The organism is Nonomuraea terrae, assembly GCF_044465245.1.
GTDB classification, from domain to species: Bacteria; Actinomycetota; Actinomycetes; order Streptosporangiales; family Streptosporangiaceae; genus Nonomuraea; species Nonomuraea terrae.
The window spans coordinates 757,671-772,344 of sequence record NZ_JBITLL010000008.1 but is presented as its reverse complement, the minus strand read 5'-3'; the positions used below and the strand labels follow the sequence as shown (position 1 = coordinate 772,344).

Below are 14,674 nucleotides of genomic sequence, written 5' to 3'. Positions count from 1 at the left end.
CGGCCCCATGACCGACAACGCATACACCGAGCCGACGGACACGATGGACGCGGCACTCGCGTCGATCAGTCTGCGCGGCACGCCCTTCATCGACGGTGTGCGCACGTCCTCCAAGGACGGAGCCACCTTCGCCGACCACAGCCCGATCGACGGCCGGATTCTGCTTGAGGTCAGCGCCTGCGACGCCGCGGACGTCGACGTCGCCGTGCGAGCTGCCCGGCGGGCCTTCGACGACGGCCGCTGGCGCGACCAGCCGCCGGGGGCGCGCAAGCGCGTGCTCCTCGCCTGGGCCGACCTCCTCGAGGCACACGCCGACGAACTCGCGCTGACCGAGTCGCTGGATGTGGGCAAGCCCATCACCGACGCCCGTACGGTCGACGTTCCGGCCGCCATCCGGACCGTCCGCTGGTACGCCGAGGCGATCGACAAGGTGTACGGCGAGACCGCGCCCACCGGCGGCGACGTACTGGCGACCGTCACACGCGAGCCGATCGGGGTGGTCGGATGCGTGACCCCCTGGAACTTCCCCCTGTACATGGCCTGCCTGAAGCTCGGGCCTGCCCTGGCGGCCGGCTGCTCCGTCGTGCTCAAGCCCGCCGAGCAGTCACCCCTCAGCGCGCTGCGCGCCGCCGAGCTCGCCGTCGAGGCCGGCCTACCGGCCGGCGTGCTCAACGTCGTCCCTGGGCTCGGCGAGACCGCCGGGCAGGCCCTCGGCCGTCACCCCGGCGTGGACGCGCTGGCCTTCACCGGCTCCACCCTGGTCGGCAAGCTCTTCCTGCGCTACTCCGGGGAGAGCAACATGAAACGGGTCAGCCTCGAATGCGGTGGCAAGACACCGCACATCGTCATGGCGGACGCCCAGGACCTCCAGACCATCGCGCGAGCCGTGACGTGGGGAATCTTTTTCAACGCCGGCCAGGTGTGCAACGCCGGATCCCGCCTCCTGGTCGACCGGCGCGTCAAGCACGAACTGCTCGAGCACATCACCGCCCAGGCCCGCGCCATCCGGCTGGGCGACCCTCTCGACCCGGCGACCGAGCTCGGCGCCGTCATTGACCACGACAGCAGGGACGGCATCCTCGCTCGGGTGCGCGAGGCCCAGGACGCCGGCGGGCGCCTGGTGCTCGGCGGCGGCGCCGCCCGCGTGGAGACCGGTGGCGCCTACGTCGAACCCACCATCGTCGATCAGGTCGGCAACGGCACCCGGCTCGCCCAGGAAGAGGTGTTCGGCCCGGTGCTGGCCGTCATCGACTTCGACGGCCCCGAGCAGGCGATCGAGCTCGCCAACGCCTCGACCTACGGCCTTGCCGCCGCGGTCTGGACGCAGGACATCGACGTGGCGCTCAACGCCGCCCGGCGACTGCGGAGCGGGACCGTCTGGATCAACAACTTCGACGACAGTGACATCACCACACCGTGGGGCGGATTTCAGCAGTCCGGCATCGGCCGCGACAAGTCGCTCCATGCGCTGGACAAATACACGGAGCTGAAGACCACCTGGATCAGCATCAGACACAACCGCCAGGCCAGGTTCTGAGATTGCTGAGCGGTCCGATCTGCAGGGCGACCATACCCAAGGCGGTGCCGGTGAAGGTCGCCCTGTCGAACCCGGCTTCGCAGGAACGGCAGCCGGTCAGGTCGAAGCGGACAAGGGTGGCGCCGGTGAGGTCGAGGCGGATGTCGGGCCAGTGGCGACGGGCGGCTCCATGGCCATCTACAGCCAGCAGCTGGCCTGCTCGGCGTCGGAGGCGCACGCCATGGTCGAGGGGCCCCTCGCCTGGACCTGGCCTGGCAGCACGGCATCGACGCGGCGCAGCGTCGCCTAAGCAGCAGGTTTAGTCTGGCGCGCCGGCCCCGTACGGGCGGTGTGCTACGCGGTTGTCGCCTTCATCCAGGCCGGCCTGCCCGTCGCGGTCGCCTGGCTCACCAAGCTCGTGCTGGACGACCTGGTCCGAGGCGCCCCTGCCGGGGAACTCTTGGTCCTGCTCGTGCCGCTGGTGGTGGTCGGCGTGGCCATGGCCACGCTGCCTCAGCTCGCCACGTACATCGGGGCCGAGAAGATCTCGGTGCATGCCCCGACCGCCTCTACGTCGCCATGGACCGCATCATCGGCCTCGGGCCGTTCGAGACCCCCGCGTTCTTGGACCGGCTCCGCATGGGCCAGCAGGGCGGCATCATGGCGCGCACCTTCGTCAACAGCGATGTCGATCTTGGCAGAACCGTCCTGACGCAAGGTGGCTTCCTCGCCTCGGGCCTGGTGATCTCACCGATGATGGCCGGCCTGGTGCCGGTCGCCGGCGTTCCGGCGCTCGTCGCGCAGCTGGCCATGGCCAGGCGGCGGGCTGCGATGATGTCGGAAATCGCCCCCGCGCAGCGGCGAGGGATCATCTACGCCCGGTTGCTCAACAGCGTCGAGGCGGCCAAGGGGGTGCGCCTGTTGGGGTATTCATGGTCTGGCCTGCGCCCAAGAGAGAAGTCCAAAAGATCGCTTCCCGGTCGACGGATGATCGTTCCCGCATGGCGGGTTGGGAAGGGTCTGTAGCCCAAAGCGGCGCGCTGCTCGTCCTGGGCTACGGCGCGGCGGACTCAGTTGGTTTCAAGGGAGTCGAGCCAGGCGAGTAGGCGATCGCCCTCGCGTTGCATGATCCCCGGGTCCCGCAGGGCGTTGGTCAGCAGGGACATGCCCTGGTAGGCGCCCACCAGGGTGAGCGCCAGGCCTTCGGGGTTCGGCTGGCCCAGCTCCCGGAATTGGCGCTCTACCCAGGTGAGCAAAAGCCGGATGACCTTGCCTGCTTCGACGTCCAAGCCGCCCTCCTTACGTTTGTCCAGCTCGACGGCGAGTGTTCCGGTCGGGCAGCCGTAGCGGGCGGCGAGGTCGCGCTGGCTCACCCAGGCGTTGATCAGGCCTTTCAGGCGCTCCCGGGGGTCGGGGAGCTGGTCCAGGTGGCCGGTGAGCAGGTCCAGTTGCCGTGCGTGCTCCGACAGTGCGGCGGCGACGAGCTCGTCTTTGGTCTTGAAGTAGTAGTACACGTTGCCCACGGGGACCTCGGCCATCCGCGCGATGTCAGCGATGGTGGTGCGCTCGGCGCCCTGCTGGTGCACGACTTCGGCCGCGGCCCTCATGAGCCGCTCCCGCTTGGCGCCGGCCGTCCGGACTCGGGCGGACCCTTTCAAGTCAGTCATCTGACTAACTATACGACTCACATCCATGCTAGGTTCTATGTAGTCAGTCAGTCGACTAACTAACTACTCACGAATCGAGAAAATTCATCGTGATCGTTGTCACGGGAGCCACAGGAAATGTCGGCCGCACGTTGGTCCGCATCCTCGCCGAGCAGGGGCACGAGGTGTCCGCCGCCTCCCGCCGCGTCACCGATGGCGACGTGCCGCCCGGCGTCCGCGCCGACCTCTCCCAGCCGTCCGCCGACGTGCTCTCCACGGCGGACGCGGTCTTTCTGCTCGTCGGCGGGGACTTGATGATGGCCGGCGACCCCGCTCGGGTCGTCGCCCCGTTCGCCGGTTCCGGAAAGATCGTCCTGCTCTCTTCCCAGGGAGTGGCCACCCGCCCGGACTCCTTGTCACACGGGCAGGCCTTCGCCGCTTTCGAACAGGTCGTCATGGATTCCGGCACCGACTGGACCATCCTGCGCCCCGGCGGCTTCGCCTCCAACGCCTACGCCTGGGCCTCGTCCATCAAGGCGACCCGCACGATCGCCGCGCCCTTCGGCGAGGTGGGCCTGCCGGTCATCGACCCCGGCGACATCGCGGCCGTGGCCGCCGCCACCCTGACTCAGCCGGGCCACACGAACGCGATCTACGAACTGACCGGCCCCATGCCAACGACCCCACGCCAGCGCGCGGCCGCCATCGGAGACGCCATCGGCGAGCCTGTCACCTTCATCGACCAGACCCGGGAAGAGGCCCACGCCCAGATGCTCACGTTCATGCCCGCTCCGGTGGCCGACACCACCCTTGACATTCTCGGCACCCCCACCGTCCGCGAACAGACCGTCAGCCCTGATGTCCAAAAGGTCCTCGGCCGTGCTCCCGCCACCTTCGCCGACTGGGCCAAGCGCAACGCCGCGGCCTTCCGCTGATGCCATGGCCCTGTCGAGCGCTTGAGTCGGGACCTTTTCCAGGTGATTTCAAAGGCGTGGCGGCCACGACTTCATGCGCGATGGCGTCGCGATGAGAGCACTGGGGGCAGTGTTCTGGCGGCCACAGCCCGGACGCGGCTGCCAGGGCGGCGGAAACCCGGTCCTCGTTCGCTCCCGGTTGTCCTGCGGGCGCTGAGCCACTGCTCTCTGCCGAACTCCAACCCCTTGCCGGGCCGGACCGAGCTGGGTAATGGCTTCGGAGCTGCCTTCCACGTCATCGATGTGTTCGACGACCACGTTGTTGTTCCCCGAAACCGACGAAGTCGACGTCGTAGATGGCCACGCCCATCGTGCCGCCGTTCACGAAGCAGTGGCGTACATAGCTGTTCGGGCCGGACCCTACTGTTCCGGCTGGGGGATTCCTGCGCGGGCGGATGTTGGAAGAGCGGGGCTCGCCAACGACGCTGAGCGGGCCTCGAACCGCAGAAACCTGCTCGTCCAGAGTGGCCTCGAGCTGCTTGTGGAAGCCCCAGCCGCGATCGTCCTCGAAGGCGTTCTCTTGAAAATGGTCGATTGACCCGAAGCCCAACACCTGCTCGCCGATGGCGGAGCGGAGGGCTCCCGGTGTCGGGAACCGCTTGCTCGGGAAACTGGCCTCTCGTCCGTAGTCTCCGGGCTCGTCCGACAGGCCATGACCACGCTGATCGAGTCCGATGACGCGCCAGTCAGGGCCGAGGTGTTCAACGAGGGTCATCCATGCGCGTCCGCGCCCGAAGGCGCCGTGAAGGGCGAGTATCGGGTGGCCGGTGCCTCCGCTGTCGACGTACGCGAGGCGGACGTATCTGCTGGCGTCGACTGGCCAAACTCTGACTCCGTCAGGAACTCTTCGAGTCTGCGCAAGCCCTCCGGTCAGGCCACGATGGCCGGATAGGGACTCCTCATCGCGCCGAAGTAGGCCTCGGGCGCTCCTTCGATGTGCTCCGGCAGGGCGTCCATGAAGGCGCGCAGCAGTGGGGTCGCGTTGTGCCGGTCGAGGTCCTCCTGCGAACGCCAGACCTCATAGAGGAAGAAGCGGCCGTCCTCCTGCTCGTGGAGGTGGTACTGAAGGTTGCCCTCGTGCCCTCGAGACGGCTCGACGAGGTCCATCAGGAGCTTCCTGAACTCGTCGGCGTGTCCGGGCTTGGGGGTCAGGAATCCGTAGAGCGAAACGGGCGCTGGTGCAGTTGAAGTCGTAGTCATGTGAGCAACGTTAGGATGTGACACCGGTGTCAGATTCAAGCCGCTGTCCTATGAGGTGGGTCACATGAGGATCGGGGAGCTGTCCCGCGAAACAGGCGTGGCCGTACGTCTCCTGCGCTACTACGAGGCCCAGGGGCTGCTCACCTCCCGCCGCAGCGAGGGCGGCCACCGCCATTACGATCCCGAGGCCCCCGCCACCGTCGCCCGCATCCGTACCCTGCTCGCCGCCGGGCTCCCTACCAAGGTCATCCGCGATCTTATGCCCTGCTTCGTCGGCGACGGCACCGAGCTCCAGGCATGCGTTCTCGATCACCTCAGAACCCAGTACGCCGAGCTGGACTCCCGCATAGCCGACCTCACCCAAGCCCGCACCGCTCTGGGCGACATCCTCGAAGCCTCCGCCCGAGCACTCACCCGCATCTGAACCGGCCGTCACGCGTCGGGAAGCCGTAACCGAGCCTGCGTCAAACACCGGTGATCAACCTACAGAACAGATGATCAATCGTCCCAAGATCATTCTGTTGGAAATTCTTAAGCCGCGACTCATTTGGCGGTCAGTCGTTAGATCGTTCGTTGATGTGTTCCTTCAGCGACTGGTGCCCGATGAGTTGTGGGAGCTGTGCCAGCGCGTTGTGCCGCCGGTGCCCACGCGGCCGTAAGGGGCGGGCGACGGCAGGTCGACGATCGGACGAATTTGCGGCGATCGTGTACGTGGCCACCACCAAATGCGCCTGGCGGCAGTTGCCGCCGGCCTCCGGCGCTTCCCGACAGACGGTGCACCGTCGCTTCACCGAGTGGAGCGCCGCGCGGGTGTGGGCCAAGCTGTACCGGATCTCGCTGGACGAACTCGGCGCCAGTGGCGAGCTGGACTGGTCGCGGTGCGCGATCGACTCCGTCAGCGTGCGGGCAGCCAAAGGGGGGACGTGACAGGTTCGAATCCTGTCGACCGCGGCAAGAATGGGTCGAAGATCCACCTCATCACAGGCCGGACCTGACCGCCGCGGGCTGCTGCTGATGGGTGGGCTCGGCCTGGCCGACTACGACGCCCGCACCCACCAGCTCGCCCTGGCGGCCACCGCTACGCTGCGGGCCGAGGGCCGGGTCGGGCTGCTGCCGCAGGCGCTGACCTTCCTGGCCCGCGTCGAGTACGTCCGCCGCCACTACGCCGACGCGCGCGGCTTCGCCGAGGAGGCCGTGAGCATCGCCGCGGATACCGGACAGCCCGCCTGGTCACGCCTGGCCACCGCGCTCCTGGACCAGCTCGCCGCCGTCCACGGAGACCCGCTCGATCCCGCGACCGCCAATCCGGCCGCGCTCGCGCTCCTCGACCTCGGCCAGGGCCGCCCGGAGCAGGCCCTGCTCGGCCTGGAGGCGCCCGTGTACGGCAAGGCACGCAACCGAACCTCCGCCATGCACCTGGTGCCCGACCTGGTCGAGGCCGCCTTGCGCAGCGGCAGGAGCGCCCGCGCGGCCGAGCCGTTCGCCCGCCTGGAATCCTGGGCCGGCGTGTTGCGGCAGGGATGGACCGACGCCCTGGTCTCCCGCTGCCGCGCCCTGCTGTCCACCACCCCGGATGTCGACGCGTACTTCCGTGCCGCGCTCGCCGCCCATGAACGGCCCTTCGACCGCGCCCGCACCGAACTGCTGTACGGCGAATGGCTGCGCAGGAGCCGCCGGACCAGCGACGCGCAGGAGCACCTGCGGGCAGCGCTGGAGACGTTCGAGTGGCTCGGCGCGCGCCCCTGGGCCGACCGGGCACGCACGGAGCTGGGCGCGACCGGCTGGAGCACCCAGCGCAACACCGGCGACCGCTTCGCTTAGCTCACCCCGCCGGAACGACAGATCGTCCACCTGGCCGCCCAAGGGCTGTCGAACAAGGACATCACCGCGCACCTGTTCTTGAGCCCCAGAACCGTGGGGCAGCACCTCTACAAGGCCTTCCCGAAGCTCGGCGTCACCGCACGCGCCCAGCTCGCCGACCTAACCCTCAGCAGCTGACAGCCGTTCACGGACAGGCGAGCGCGGGCCGCCTGCACCCGGAGCCGGTTGGCCGTCGTGGAGATCCTGACGATCCACGCGGCCGGGTCCCACCCGTACAGGATCGTCGACATGGCGGGGTGACCAGACGCGCCAGGTGCGCAACAATCCGCACGTTGCCTGCACGTGCACGGCCCCGACGTCTGGCTGTTTGCCGTCGCCTCCGCGACCAGGTCGCGCAGCGTACTCCCCGATCACCGGGAATAGCGCCGCGCGCACAGTCTCCTCCGGGTGACCCATCGCCGCGTCCGCCAACCGGAAGAGGATGCCCTCCTTGCCACGGACCTTCTTCGGCTCCGCCGTTAGCTGCCGCTCCACCCGCCGCTCCTCACGGGCATTGATCTTGTGGACCAGAGCGACCAGCAGAGGCATCGGCGATCTCCGCCTGCCGGGACGCATCCAGCGCCGCCAACAGCGGGATCCGCACGTCCGCACCGCGTCCCTGAAATCCGAGGGATACACCTTGATCCCCCGTGCCCGCCAGCTTTCCGAACAGGCCGCGAACCAACCCCTCCCGAACCCGAGCTGTCCTACCGAGCTCAGCTCGGTGATCTCCGTCGGCAGCGAGTCCAGCCCGCCGCGCCCGGTCTCGCTTCAACGAGGCCAGCAGCGAGGGCCGTCCGTCGTTGCCCTTCTGCACCAGGCCACCAGGCAGCCCGCGCACGCCTTGCCCAGGCGCTCGATCGTCTGCGTGCAAAAACCTTTTTGGGGACACGAAAAGTGACTGCAGTCGCGTAGAGCTACATTGCGTCCATCGGGCCGATCCGAGCAGTGAGCTCTTCACCCTGGCACGAGGCGACACCAGTAAGGTTCAGATCGCAATCACGAGCACCGCCCAGCTGTTACCTGGCTGTCCGGCGGGAGGTTCAGGCGGCGAGGGGAAGCCGGACCACGAAGGACGCGCCGCCAACGGGAGAGTCCTCGACGTGCACCGTTCCGTCGTGGGCTGTCGCGATGTTGTGCACGATGGTCAGGCCGAGGCCTGTGCCTCCACGGTCGCGGGAACGGGCCTCGTCCAGCCTGGTGAACCGTTCGAAGATCCGTTCTCTGTCGGATTCGGCGATTCCCTCGCCGTCGTCGGCGACGATCAGCTCTGCCTGGCCGCCGTTCCGGCGAACCTGCACATGTACCGTCTGCCGGGCGTGCCGCCGGGCGTTGTCGAGCAGTTCGGTGAGCAGGCGACGCAGCTTGGGTGCGAAGGCGTCGACCACGAGCTTCTCGTCCACGTGGACCTTGAACCCGTGCTCGGCCTGCCGGGAGACCTCCTCGCGGACAAGTTCGGAAAGATCGACCGGCGTCCGTTCGGTGGCCAAGTTGGCGGCCTGCATCTGGGCCAGCAGATGCAGATCGTCGACGATCCCCTGCAGTCGGCCCACGTCCTGGAGCGCGCGTTCGAGCATCTCTTCGATGTCGATCTCACCAGGGTACAGTCGGGCGGCCTCCAGCTTCACGCGGAGCCCCGCTATGGGGGTGCGCAATTCGTGTGCTGCATCCGCCTCGAACCGTCGCTGCCAGTCGATCGCCTGGTCCAGTTTCCGGCGCATGATGGCGACGTGGCTCTCGATCTCGTCGAGCTCGTTCAGGCTTTCACGCAGATCGTTGAGCGGCTTCATGCGGACTCCCTCCTTCACGCCATCGTGTGCGCGCCTGCAAGATCCACTGCAACAACCACCATCAGCTTAACCGGCCCGTGTCGAGCTGCTGCAGTCGTGCGGCGGACGCGGTGTGCAGGTCGGCCTGTCGCCGCGCAAGCGAGTTGCTGGGTCAGGTGCTTGGCGAGCACCCTGGTGCGTCATTAGCCGCGGGCGTCGGTGCAGACCGGCTCGGCCCCGCGATGGAGGCGGCAGGCGACCAGGATGCCGCCGCGATGAACGCCCTGCCGAAGTACGTCGCCTCCCGAACACTGACCGAGGCCACCTGGAACGCCACGATCATCGAGGGAGACGTCGCCAAGGGAGTCGCAGCTCATCAACTACATCGCCAGACCCCTGCTCGGGACCGGCGGGTTGACCCCGACTACACCCTGGAGCCTGAAAGACACTTAAGCCGTCACTTGACTTTCCAGGTCCGGCGGTTAAGGTTAAGTGCATGCTTAAGCGTGAGGCAGCGGACGGAGTGTTCCACGCGCTCGCGGATGCTAACCGGCGGGCCGTTATCGAACGCCTGACCCGCGGCCCGGCCACCGTGAGCGAGCTGGCGGCCCAGCTCGGGGTGACCGTCGCCGCGACGGTCCAGCACCTCCAGGTGCTGCAGGACAACGAGCTGGTGCGGTCGGAGAAGGTCGGTCGGGTCCGCACTTGCCAGATCGATCCGGCCGGCCTCCGCAACGCCGAGGCGTGGTTGCAGCGTCAGCGCACGGCGTGGGAGCACCGCCTGGACCGCCTCGGCGCGGTCCTCGACGACCAGACGAAGGAGTCAGGATCATGACCGACCACTCGGTGAAACACAGCACGTTCACACTGGAGCGGAACTACGCCGCCTCGCCGGCCGCGGTCTTCGCGGCGTGGTCCGACCGCGACACGAAGGCGAAGTGGTTCGCGGACGAGGACCGCCGCTACTCGCTGGACTTCCGGGTCGGCGGCACCGAGGCCGTGCACGGCGGCGACGGGGTCGATCTCGTCGCCAGGAGCGAGTACCACGACATCGTCCCCGACCAGCGCATCGTCTACACCACGGTCCTGTTCACCGGGGAGGTCTTGTCGACCGTGTCGCTTACCACCGTGCGGTTCGACCGCGACGGCGACGGGACCCGCCTGGTGCTCACCGAACAGGGCACCTTCCTGAACGACCAGGAACAGCCCGAGTGGCGCGAGCGGGGCACCGGCGACTGGCTGGACGCTCTCGGACGTCAGGTGGCCCAGCGATGACGGCGGACAGCGAACAGCAGATCCGCGAGCTGCTGGAGACCCGCACCCGGGCGTTCGACCGCCGGGACGCCGCCGCCGCGACCGCCGACTACGACGACGACCTCGTGCTGTACGACGCGGTCGGCCCGTTCGTTCGCCGTGGCGAGGACACGACCGGGCGGGTGGAGAGATGGATCGCGTCGTACCGCACCGGGATCGGGCACGAGATCCGCGACCTGGAGATCACCGCCGGAGCCGATCTCGCGTTCTGCCACTTCCTTGTCCGGATCAGCGGCACGATGCGGGACGGCACCGAGGTCGCCATGTGGGTGCGAGCGACGAGTTGCCTCCGCCGGCAGGGCAGCGCCTGGACGATCGTTCACGAGCACGCGTCAGTGCCCTTCGACGCCGACACCGGCCACGCCGTGCTGCGCGGTGAGCTCTGATGACCCTCCAGCGCCGGGTCCAGGACCTCCTGGACGAACTTGTCGCCACGGGGGCCGAAACCGGCATGCAGGTCGCCGTCCACCACCAGGGCCATCGGGTCGTCGACGCCGTCGCCGGCGTTGCCGACAGCACGACCGGACGGCCGGTAACCCCGGAGACCTTGTTCTTCAGCTTCTCCACCGCCAAGGGCGTGGCCGCGTTGATCGCACACCTACTGGTCAGGAGCGGCCTGGTCGACTACGACACGCCGGTGGCGGAGGTGTGGCCGGAGTTCGGGATGCACGGCAAGGAAACCGCAACGCTGCGCCAGGTGCTGACGCACACAGTGGGAGTGCCGGCGATGCCCGGCAGACTCGGCCCTAACGACCTGACCGACTGGCCACGGGTCTGCGCTGCGATCGCCGAGGCGGAACCGCGGTGGCGACCCGGCACCCGGACCGGCTACCACTCCTTCACCTTCGGCTTCCTGGTCGGCGAGATCGCGCGCCGGGTCACCGGGCAGCCGGTGCGGCAACTGTTGCAGGACTGGGTCGCCGCGCCCCTCGGGATCGTCGGTGAGCTGTACTTCGGCGTGCCCCCGACCGAGCTCGCCCGGCTCGCCCGGCTGGAGGACACCGAGCCACATCTGGCCGAACCGCCGGGGCACGACAGCATCCTGGCGCCGTGGGAACGACAACCCCGGGCGTCGATGGGCAACAGCCCCGACTTCCTCCAGGCCGACGCCCCGTCAGTGGGCACCTTCACTGCACGGGGGATCGCGACCGTGTACGCGGCGATCCTGGACGGCCGGCTGCTCGCCGCGGACCAGATGGCGGAACTGTCGACGGTCGCCTTCGAGGGAATCGACCAGGTCTTCGGCAACTCCGCGCGGCTGGGCCTGGGCTACCCGCTTGGTCGCGTCGGCGCCCCACCGGACGAGGCACCGACCACGTTCGGCTGGCCCGGCGGAGGGGGCAGCTACGCCTACGCCAACCCCGCCACGGGGACGTCGTTCGCGGTTACCAAGAACCGCCTCACCCCAGATTTCGGCACCGCACAACGCCTCTCGGACGTCGTGACCGCCGAGATCGGCCCGCTCGCCTGACACCGGCCGCGCGGGCCGAACCGCCTACACCCTCGTCTGTGAAGAGCCAGTTAAGCCCAGCATCCCAATATGGCCGTAATGCCATCGCGCTATGCCAAGTCGAACTCTCCGCCTTTGGCCCCAGTCAGAAAAGCAGCCCACTCGGAGTGAGTGAAGACCGGTGCTGGGCCTTGGGGGTCCTTGCTGTCCCGAACGGCAACTACGTCGGGCAGGTTGCGTGCTACTTCTACGCAGTTGTTCCCGCCGCCGCTGAGGCTGCTCTTGACTCAGATAGCCTTCGAAAGATCAACCATGATAGAGGGCTTCCTTGGTTTCGTTGATCATCTGGAGTGAGTCGTCTGAGGACAAAGCGGACTTTCGGATGCGCTCGAACGCGAGCTTACAGCGCTCGACCTGCTCTGCGCTCTCGACATAAATGTTGCCCGCCGTGCCCTCCACGTAGACCACGTCGGGGTCGATCTCTTCGGCGAAGCTCAGGAGTGTGAACGCTCCTTCCAGTCCGGCGCGGGCTCCCGCCTCATAGGGAAGGACGTGGAGCGAGACGTTCAGCCGCCGACTCGCGATCAGGAGCGCTTCGAGCTGCTCGTACATCACCCTCGGGCCCCCGATCGGACGGCACAGGACGGCCTCGTCGACCACCGTGCAGAGCTCCGGCGCCTCCAACGAGAGCTTCGGCGGCTGGACCAAGACCTTCACCGAACCCGGCCTCTGCGCCGCCATCGTCGACCGGCTCACCTTCAACGCCACCATCATCGAGACCGGAACCAGCTCCTACCGCATGGCCCACGGCCGAGCCAAGACACAGACCGGCGACACAGCCTGACCATTGGCTATCCATCCATGACCCATAACCTCGTCACGCCGTTCCGTCAGAGAGATCGCCAACAGCCTGGGCGTGGCGCATAACACCGTGGCCAGGTCCCTGGCGGCCGGAGCGCCGTGATAGACAACCGAGGTGCAAAACACTTTGGAGTTCCCCGAGGTCCTGCGGCTGATCGAAGACCGCTCGGCGGCGTTCCGCGCCGCGATCGCGTCCGCCCCCGACCTTGACGTCCAGGTCCCGACCTGCCCGGACTGGACGTTGCGCGAACTGGCGCAGCACCTCGGCGACGGCCGCCGCCGCCAGGCCGCCATCGTCGCGGCGGGCCCGGGCACTGAGCCCCCGGCGAGGACGGACCCGAAGGGCGCCCCGACCGCGCCCCTCGATCGCGAAGCCCTGGACGCCTGGCTCGCCGAGTCGACCGAGCTCATGCTCGACGCGATGCGCGAGGCCGGCCCGGACCGCGGCTGCTGGACCTGGTGGGGTCGCTCGCAGGCCCCGGAGACCAGCGGAGCCGTGGCCCGGCACCAGATCCAGGAGATCGCCGTCCACACCCACGACGCCCAGCTCACCCAGGGGGCCGCACAGCCGCTGCCGACGGACGTCGCGGTCGAGGGGGTCGACGAGTTCCTGACGACCGTCGCGGCGACGACCGTCCCTTGGCCGTTCAAGCCGGCGACCATCGACCTGCACACGACCGAGGGCCGCTCCTGGCGCCTGACCCTCAACGCCGACGGCGTCCGCTGCGACGACCTCGCCGCTGACGCGGAGCCGGGTGACATGGCGATGCGAGGCGCAGCGAGCGAACTGGTCCTCTACTTCTACGAGCGCGTCCCGCTCGACGGTCTGGAGACCAGCGGCGACACCGAGCCGATGGAGCAGCTCGCAAACTGGGACCCGAACGCGTAAAACGCGCATTTGTGACGCAACATGGAACAGATTATGCGGACGGACGACGTCGGGTGGCTCAATTCCGTGATCGTTGCCCGGCTCAATTAGACGAGCGCTGATAGCCAAGCGCCCCGACACGACCGCTGACGATCAGCCTGCTGATGAAGTCGCCTTCGAGCCGAGCGGCGCGCTGCAGGCGTCAAGCGACGAGCCTGGTCACCGTCGACTTCCCGGCCCCGGCATTCCTGTCGAGCTACACACCAACTGGCGAGAGACCTGGCGCCCTTGAGAACTGGTACCAGAATTCGTTCGCCGAACCGATCTCGAAGATCGCGAACTGGTACCAAAACTCATACGAATCGCGGTCCCAAAACTCGTTCGTGAAACCAGGCCCGACCAGCGACAGCCACGGACTCGAACCGAGACTCCCCCCAATCAGGGATCACGAGCACTCCTATTCTACTTGAGGACGCCTGCTGTTGATCATGAGGATGGGCCTACCGTCTGCACATGATGCAAGGTCAAGTCTCCGTTTGAGTGCCGATTGTGGTTGCGGTTCTCGGCATTGTGGGCCTTGTCGTTGGGCAACTCGTGAACGCCTGGCGGGAGGATCGTCGTTGGCGTCGTGAGGAGCGGGAAGACTTGCGTTGGGAGCGTGAGCAGGCTCGCGAGAAGGACAAGCGCGATCACGAGGTCCGGACGCACTGGGAGAAGGAGCGACTGGACGCCTACACGCACTTCGCCAAGGTGTTGGGTGAGTGGAGGGAACTCCTCCACGAGATGGAGACACTCCTGCGGGTGGATCAGGAGCCAGCTTCCAGCCTGGCCGCGAGGATCAGAGAGCTCAACGGAGAGGCGGCAGTGATCACTGCCCGTATCGCCTTGGTTGGCTCATCATTCATGCAGGCTCGCTGCAATGACGTGTGGTCCTTCTACGAGAGCGCCTACAAGCAGATGCTCTCAGGAGAACCGGCGCTTTCCGCCGAGGATCGGGCGAAGGACTTGTATGGGCAGGCGTACTACGCCCTGCTGGACAACGTCAGAGATGATCTAGGTACTCCGCCGAGGGCCCTGGAGCAGGTACAGAGGGCCCATGCCAAGGATGCGGCCGAGTCATCAACGGCCAGGCGGAAGGCATAGTCACGCAGTTAGTCACTCAGGAGACAGAAGAGGCCGCTTCCGATCTTCGGAAGCGGCCTTCTACCTGTGGCAA

18 protein-coding genes and 3 pseudogenes are annotated in these 14,674 nt (G+C 67.6%); 14 read left to right on the top strand and 7 right to left on the bottom strand.

Features of this window, described 5'->3' with window-relative positions:
• Positions 1-7 precede the first annotated feature (7 nt).
• Both ACIBP6_RS42150 and ACIBP6_RS42145 read left to right on the top strand, forming a co-directional pair.
• On the top strand, positions 8-1,537 hold the full coding sequence (locus tag ACIBP6_RS42150; RefSeq protein ID WP_397060220.1) for an aldehyde dehydrogenase: 1,530 nt from the start codon (positions 8-10) through the stop codon (positions 1,535-1,537).
• Between the two features lie 558 nt (positions 1,538-2,095).
• On the top strand, positions 2,096-2,542 hold the full coding sequence (locus tag ACIBP6_RS42145; protein WP_397060218.1) for a hypothetical protein: 447 nt from the start codon (positions 2,096-2,098) through the stop codon (positions 2,540-2,542).
• A gap of 44 nt (positions 2,543-2,586) precedes the next feature.
• Here ACIBP6_RS42145 and ACIBP6_RS42140 read toward each other — a convergent pair whose 3' ends face one another.
• Positions 2,587-3,183 (bottom strand): TetR/AcrR family transcriptional regulator, encoded by a 597-nt coding sequence (locus ACIBP6_RS42140; RefSeq protein WP_397060216.1) that lies wholly within the window; start codon positions 3,181-3,183, stop codon positions 2,587-2,589.
• A gap of 89 nt (positions 3,184-3,272) precedes the next feature.
• On the opposite strand from ACIBP6_RS42140, the gene ACIBP6_RS42135 reads away from it, so the two are divergent.
• Positions 3,273-4,097: an NAD(P)H-binding protein gene (locus tag ACIBP6_RS42135; RefSeq protein WP_397060214.1), complete on the top strand. Its 825-nt coding sequence runs from the start codon at positions 3,273-3,275 to the stop codon at positions 4,095-4,097.
• 274 nt (positions 4,098-4,371) lie between these two features.
• On the opposite strand, the gene ACIBP6_RS42130 is transcribed toward ACIBP6_RS42135, so the two are convergent.
• A complete protein-coding gene (locus tag ACIBP6_RS42130) occupies positions 4,372-4,893 on the bottom strand; it encodes an alpha/beta fold hydrolase (protein ID WP_397060296.1) in 522 nt (173 codons plus the stop codon).
• Positions 4,894-5,006: 113 nt separating this feature from the next.
• Positions 5,007-5,336 carry a putative quinol monooxygenase gene (locus tag ACIBP6_RS42125; RefSeq protein WP_397060212.1) on the bottom strand — a complete coding sequence of 110 codons (330 nt, stop codon included), beginning with the start codon at positions 5,334-5,336 and terminating at the stop codon, positions 5,007-5,009.
• Positions 5,337-5,400: 64 nt separating this feature from the next.
• On the opposite strand from ACIBP6_RS42125, the gene ACIBP6_RS42120 reads away from it, so the two are divergent.
• From ACIBP6_RS42120 to ACIBP6_RS42105, 4 genes and pseudogenes are all read left to right on the top strand, one after another.
• Entirely contained in the window at positions 5,401-5,760 is a 360-nt protein-coding gene (locus tag ACIBP6_RS42120) for a MerR family transcriptional regulator (protein WP_397060210.1), read from the top strand.
• A 154-nt stretch (positions 5,761-5,914) separates the two neighbouring features.
• Positions 5,915-6,328 (top strand): annotated as a pseudogene (locus ACIBP6_RS42115) (transposase); the annotation flags it as partial.
• A 22-nt stretch (positions 6,329-6,350) separates the two neighbouring features.
• Entirely contained in the window at positions 6,351-7,157 is an 807-nt protein-coding gene (locus ACIBP6_RS42110; protein ID WP_397060208.1) for a hypothetical protein, read from the top strand.
• 12 nt (positions 7,158-7,169) lie between these two features.
• Positions 7,170-7,334, top strand: a pseudogene (locus ACIBP6_RS42105) (helix-turn-helix domain-containing protein); the annotation flags it as partial.
• Here the strand turns inward: ACIBP6_RS42105 and ACIBP6_RS42100 are convergent.
• Positions 7,317-7,745 carry a hypothetical protein gene (locus ACIBP6_RS42100; protein ID WP_397060206.1) on the bottom strand — a complete coding sequence of 143 codons (429 nt, stop codon included), beginning with the start codon at positions 7,743-7,745 and terminating at the stop codon, positions 7,317-7,319. The pseudogene ACIBP6_RS42105 and the gene ACIBP6_RS42100 sit on opposite strands and share 18 nt — an antisense overlap.
• Before the next feature lie 494 nt (positions 7,746-8,239).
• The gene (locus ACIBP6_RS42095) at positions 8,240-8,986 is read right to left on the bottom strand and encodes a sensor histidine kinase (protein WP_397060204.1); all 747 of its coding nucleotides are present in this window, start codon (positions 8,984-8,986) and stop codon (positions 8,240-8,242) included.
• A 475-nt stretch (positions 8,987-9,461) separates the two neighbouring features.
• Here ACIBP6_RS42095 and ACIBP6_RS42090 point away from each other — a divergent pair, with 475 nt between their 5' ends.
• From ACIBP6_RS42090 to ACIBP6_RS42075, 4 genes are read left to right on the top strand one after another with little or no spacing between them, the layout of a single operon-like run.
• Positions 9,462-9,800: an ArsR/SmtB family transcription factor gene (locus ACIBP6_RS42090; protein ID WP_397060202.1), complete on the top strand. Its 339-nt coding sequence runs from the start codon at positions 9,462-9,464 to the stop codon at positions 9,798-9,800.
• A complete protein-coding gene (locus ACIBP6_RS42085; protein WP_397060200.1) occupies positions 9,797-10,240 on the top strand; it encodes an SRPBCC domain-containing protein in 444 nt (147 codons plus the stop codon). The genes ACIBP6_RS42090 and ACIBP6_RS42085 overlap by 4 nt, the downstream gene beginning before the upstream one ends.
• The gene (locus tag ACIBP6_RS42080; RefSeq protein WP_397060198.1) at positions 10,237-10,665 is read left to right on the top strand and encodes a YybH family protein; all 429 of its coding nucleotides are present in this window, start codon (positions 10,237-10,239) and stop codon (positions 10,663-10,665) included. Before ACIBP6_RS42085 ends, ACIBP6_RS42080 begins: the two co-directional genes overlap by 4 nt.
• The gene (locus ACIBP6_RS42075) at positions 10,665-11,750 is read left to right on the top strand and encodes a serine hydrolase domain-containing protein (protein ID WP_397060196.1); all 1,086 of its coding nucleotides are present in this window, start codon (positions 10,665-10,667) and stop codon (positions 11,748-11,750) included. Before ACIBP6_RS42080 ends, ACIBP6_RS42075 begins: the two co-directional genes overlap by 1 nt.
• 89 nt (positions 11,751-11,839) lie before the next feature.
• Here ACIBP6_RS42075 and ACIBP6_RS42070 read toward each other — a convergent pair.
• Positions 11,840-12,001: pseudogene (locus ACIBP6_RS42070) on the bottom strand (DUF397 domain-containing protein); the annotation flags it as partial.
• A 34-nt stretch (positions 12,002-12,035) separates the two neighbouring features.
• Positions 12,036-12,470, bottom strand: a complete 435-nt coding sequence (locus ACIBP6_RS42065) for a DUF5753 domain-containing protein (protein ID WP_397060194.1) — start codon at positions 12,468-12,470, stop codon at positions 12,036-12,038.
• Here ACIBP6_RS42065 and ACIBP6_RS42060 point away from each other — a divergent pair.
• The 3 genes from ACIBP6_RS42060 (at position 12,391) to ACIBP6_RS42050 (ending at position 14,601) form a co-directional block, all read left to right on the top strand.
• Positions 12,391-12,573, top strand: a complete 183-nt coding sequence (locus tag ACIBP6_RS42060) for an ATP-binding protein (RefSeq protein ID WP_397060192.1) — start codon at positions 12,391-12,393, stop codon at positions 12,571-12,573. The two genes, ACIBP6_RS42065 and ACIBP6_RS42060, sit on opposite strands and share 80 nt — an antisense overlap.
• A gap of 132 nt (positions 12,574-12,705) precedes the next feature.
• Entirely contained in the window at positions 12,706-13,479 is a 774-nt protein-coding gene (locus tag ACIBP6_RS42055) for a maleylpyruvate isomerase N-terminal domain-containing protein (RefSeq protein WP_397060190.1), read from the top strand.
• Between the two features lie 519 nt (positions 13,480-13,998).
• Positions 13,999-14,601, top strand: coding sequence for a hypothetical protein (locus ACIBP6_RS42050; RefSeq protein WP_397060189.1), 603 nt, complete (start codon positions 13,999-14,001; stop codon positions 14,599-14,601).
• Positions 14,602-14,674 lie beyond the last annotated feature (73 nt).

Bases quoted from the DNA above. Each gene is read 5' to 3' on its own strand.
- ACIBP6_RS42150 (WP_397060220.1), top strand. From the start codon at position 8: ATGACCGACAACGCATACACCGAGCCGACGGACACGATGGACGCGGCA.
- ACIBP6_RS42145 (WP_397060218.1), top strand. From the start codon at position 2,096: ATGGACCGCATCATCGGCCTCGGGCCGTTCGAGACCCCCGCGTTCTTG.
- ACIBP6_RS42140 (WP_397060216.1), bottom strand. From the start codon at position 3,183: ATGACTGACTTGAAAGGGTCCGCCCGAGTCCGGACGGCCGGCGCCAAG.
- ACIBP6_RS42125 (WP_397060212.1), bottom strand. From the start codon at position 5,336: ATGACTACGACTTCAACTGCACCAGCGCCCGTTTCGCTCTACGGATTC.
- ACIBP6_RS42120 (WP_397060210.1), top strand. From the start codon at position 5,401: ATGAGGATCGGGGAGCTGTCCCGCGAAACAGGCGTGGCCGTACGTCTC.
- ACIBP6_RS42110 (WP_397060208.1), top strand. From the start codon at position 6,351: ATGGGTGGGCTCGGCCTGGCCGACTACGACGCCCGCACCCACCAGCTC.
- ACIBP6_RS42100 (WP_397060206.1), bottom strand. From the start codon at position 7,745: ATGCCTCTGCTGGTCGCTCTGGTCCACAAGATCAATGCCCGTGAGGAG.
- ACIBP6_RS42095 (WP_397060204.1), bottom strand. From the start codon at position 8,986: ATGAAGCCGCTCAACGATCTGCGTGAAAGCCTGAACGAGCTCGACGAG.
- ACIBP6_RS42090 (WP_397060202.1), top strand. From the start codon at position 9,462: ATGCTTAAGCGTGAGGCAGCGGACGGAGTGTTCCACGCGCTCGCGGAT.
- ACIBP6_RS42085 (WP_397060200.1), top strand. From the start codon at position 9,797: ATGACCGACCACTCGGTGAAACACAGCACGTTCACACTGGAGCGGAAC.
- ACIBP6_RS42080 (WP_397060198.1), top strand. From the start codon at position 10,237: ATGACGGCGGACAGCGAACAGCAGATCCGCGAGCTGCTGGAGACCCGC.
- ACIBP6_RS42075 (WP_397060196.1), top strand. From the start codon at position 10,665: ATGACCCTCCAGCGCCGGGTCCAGGACCTCCTGGACGAACTTGTCGCC.
- ACIBP6_RS42065 (WP_397060194.1), bottom strand. From the start codon at position 12,470: ATGGCGGCGCAGAGGCCGGGTTCGGTGAAGGTCTTGGTCCAGCCGCCG.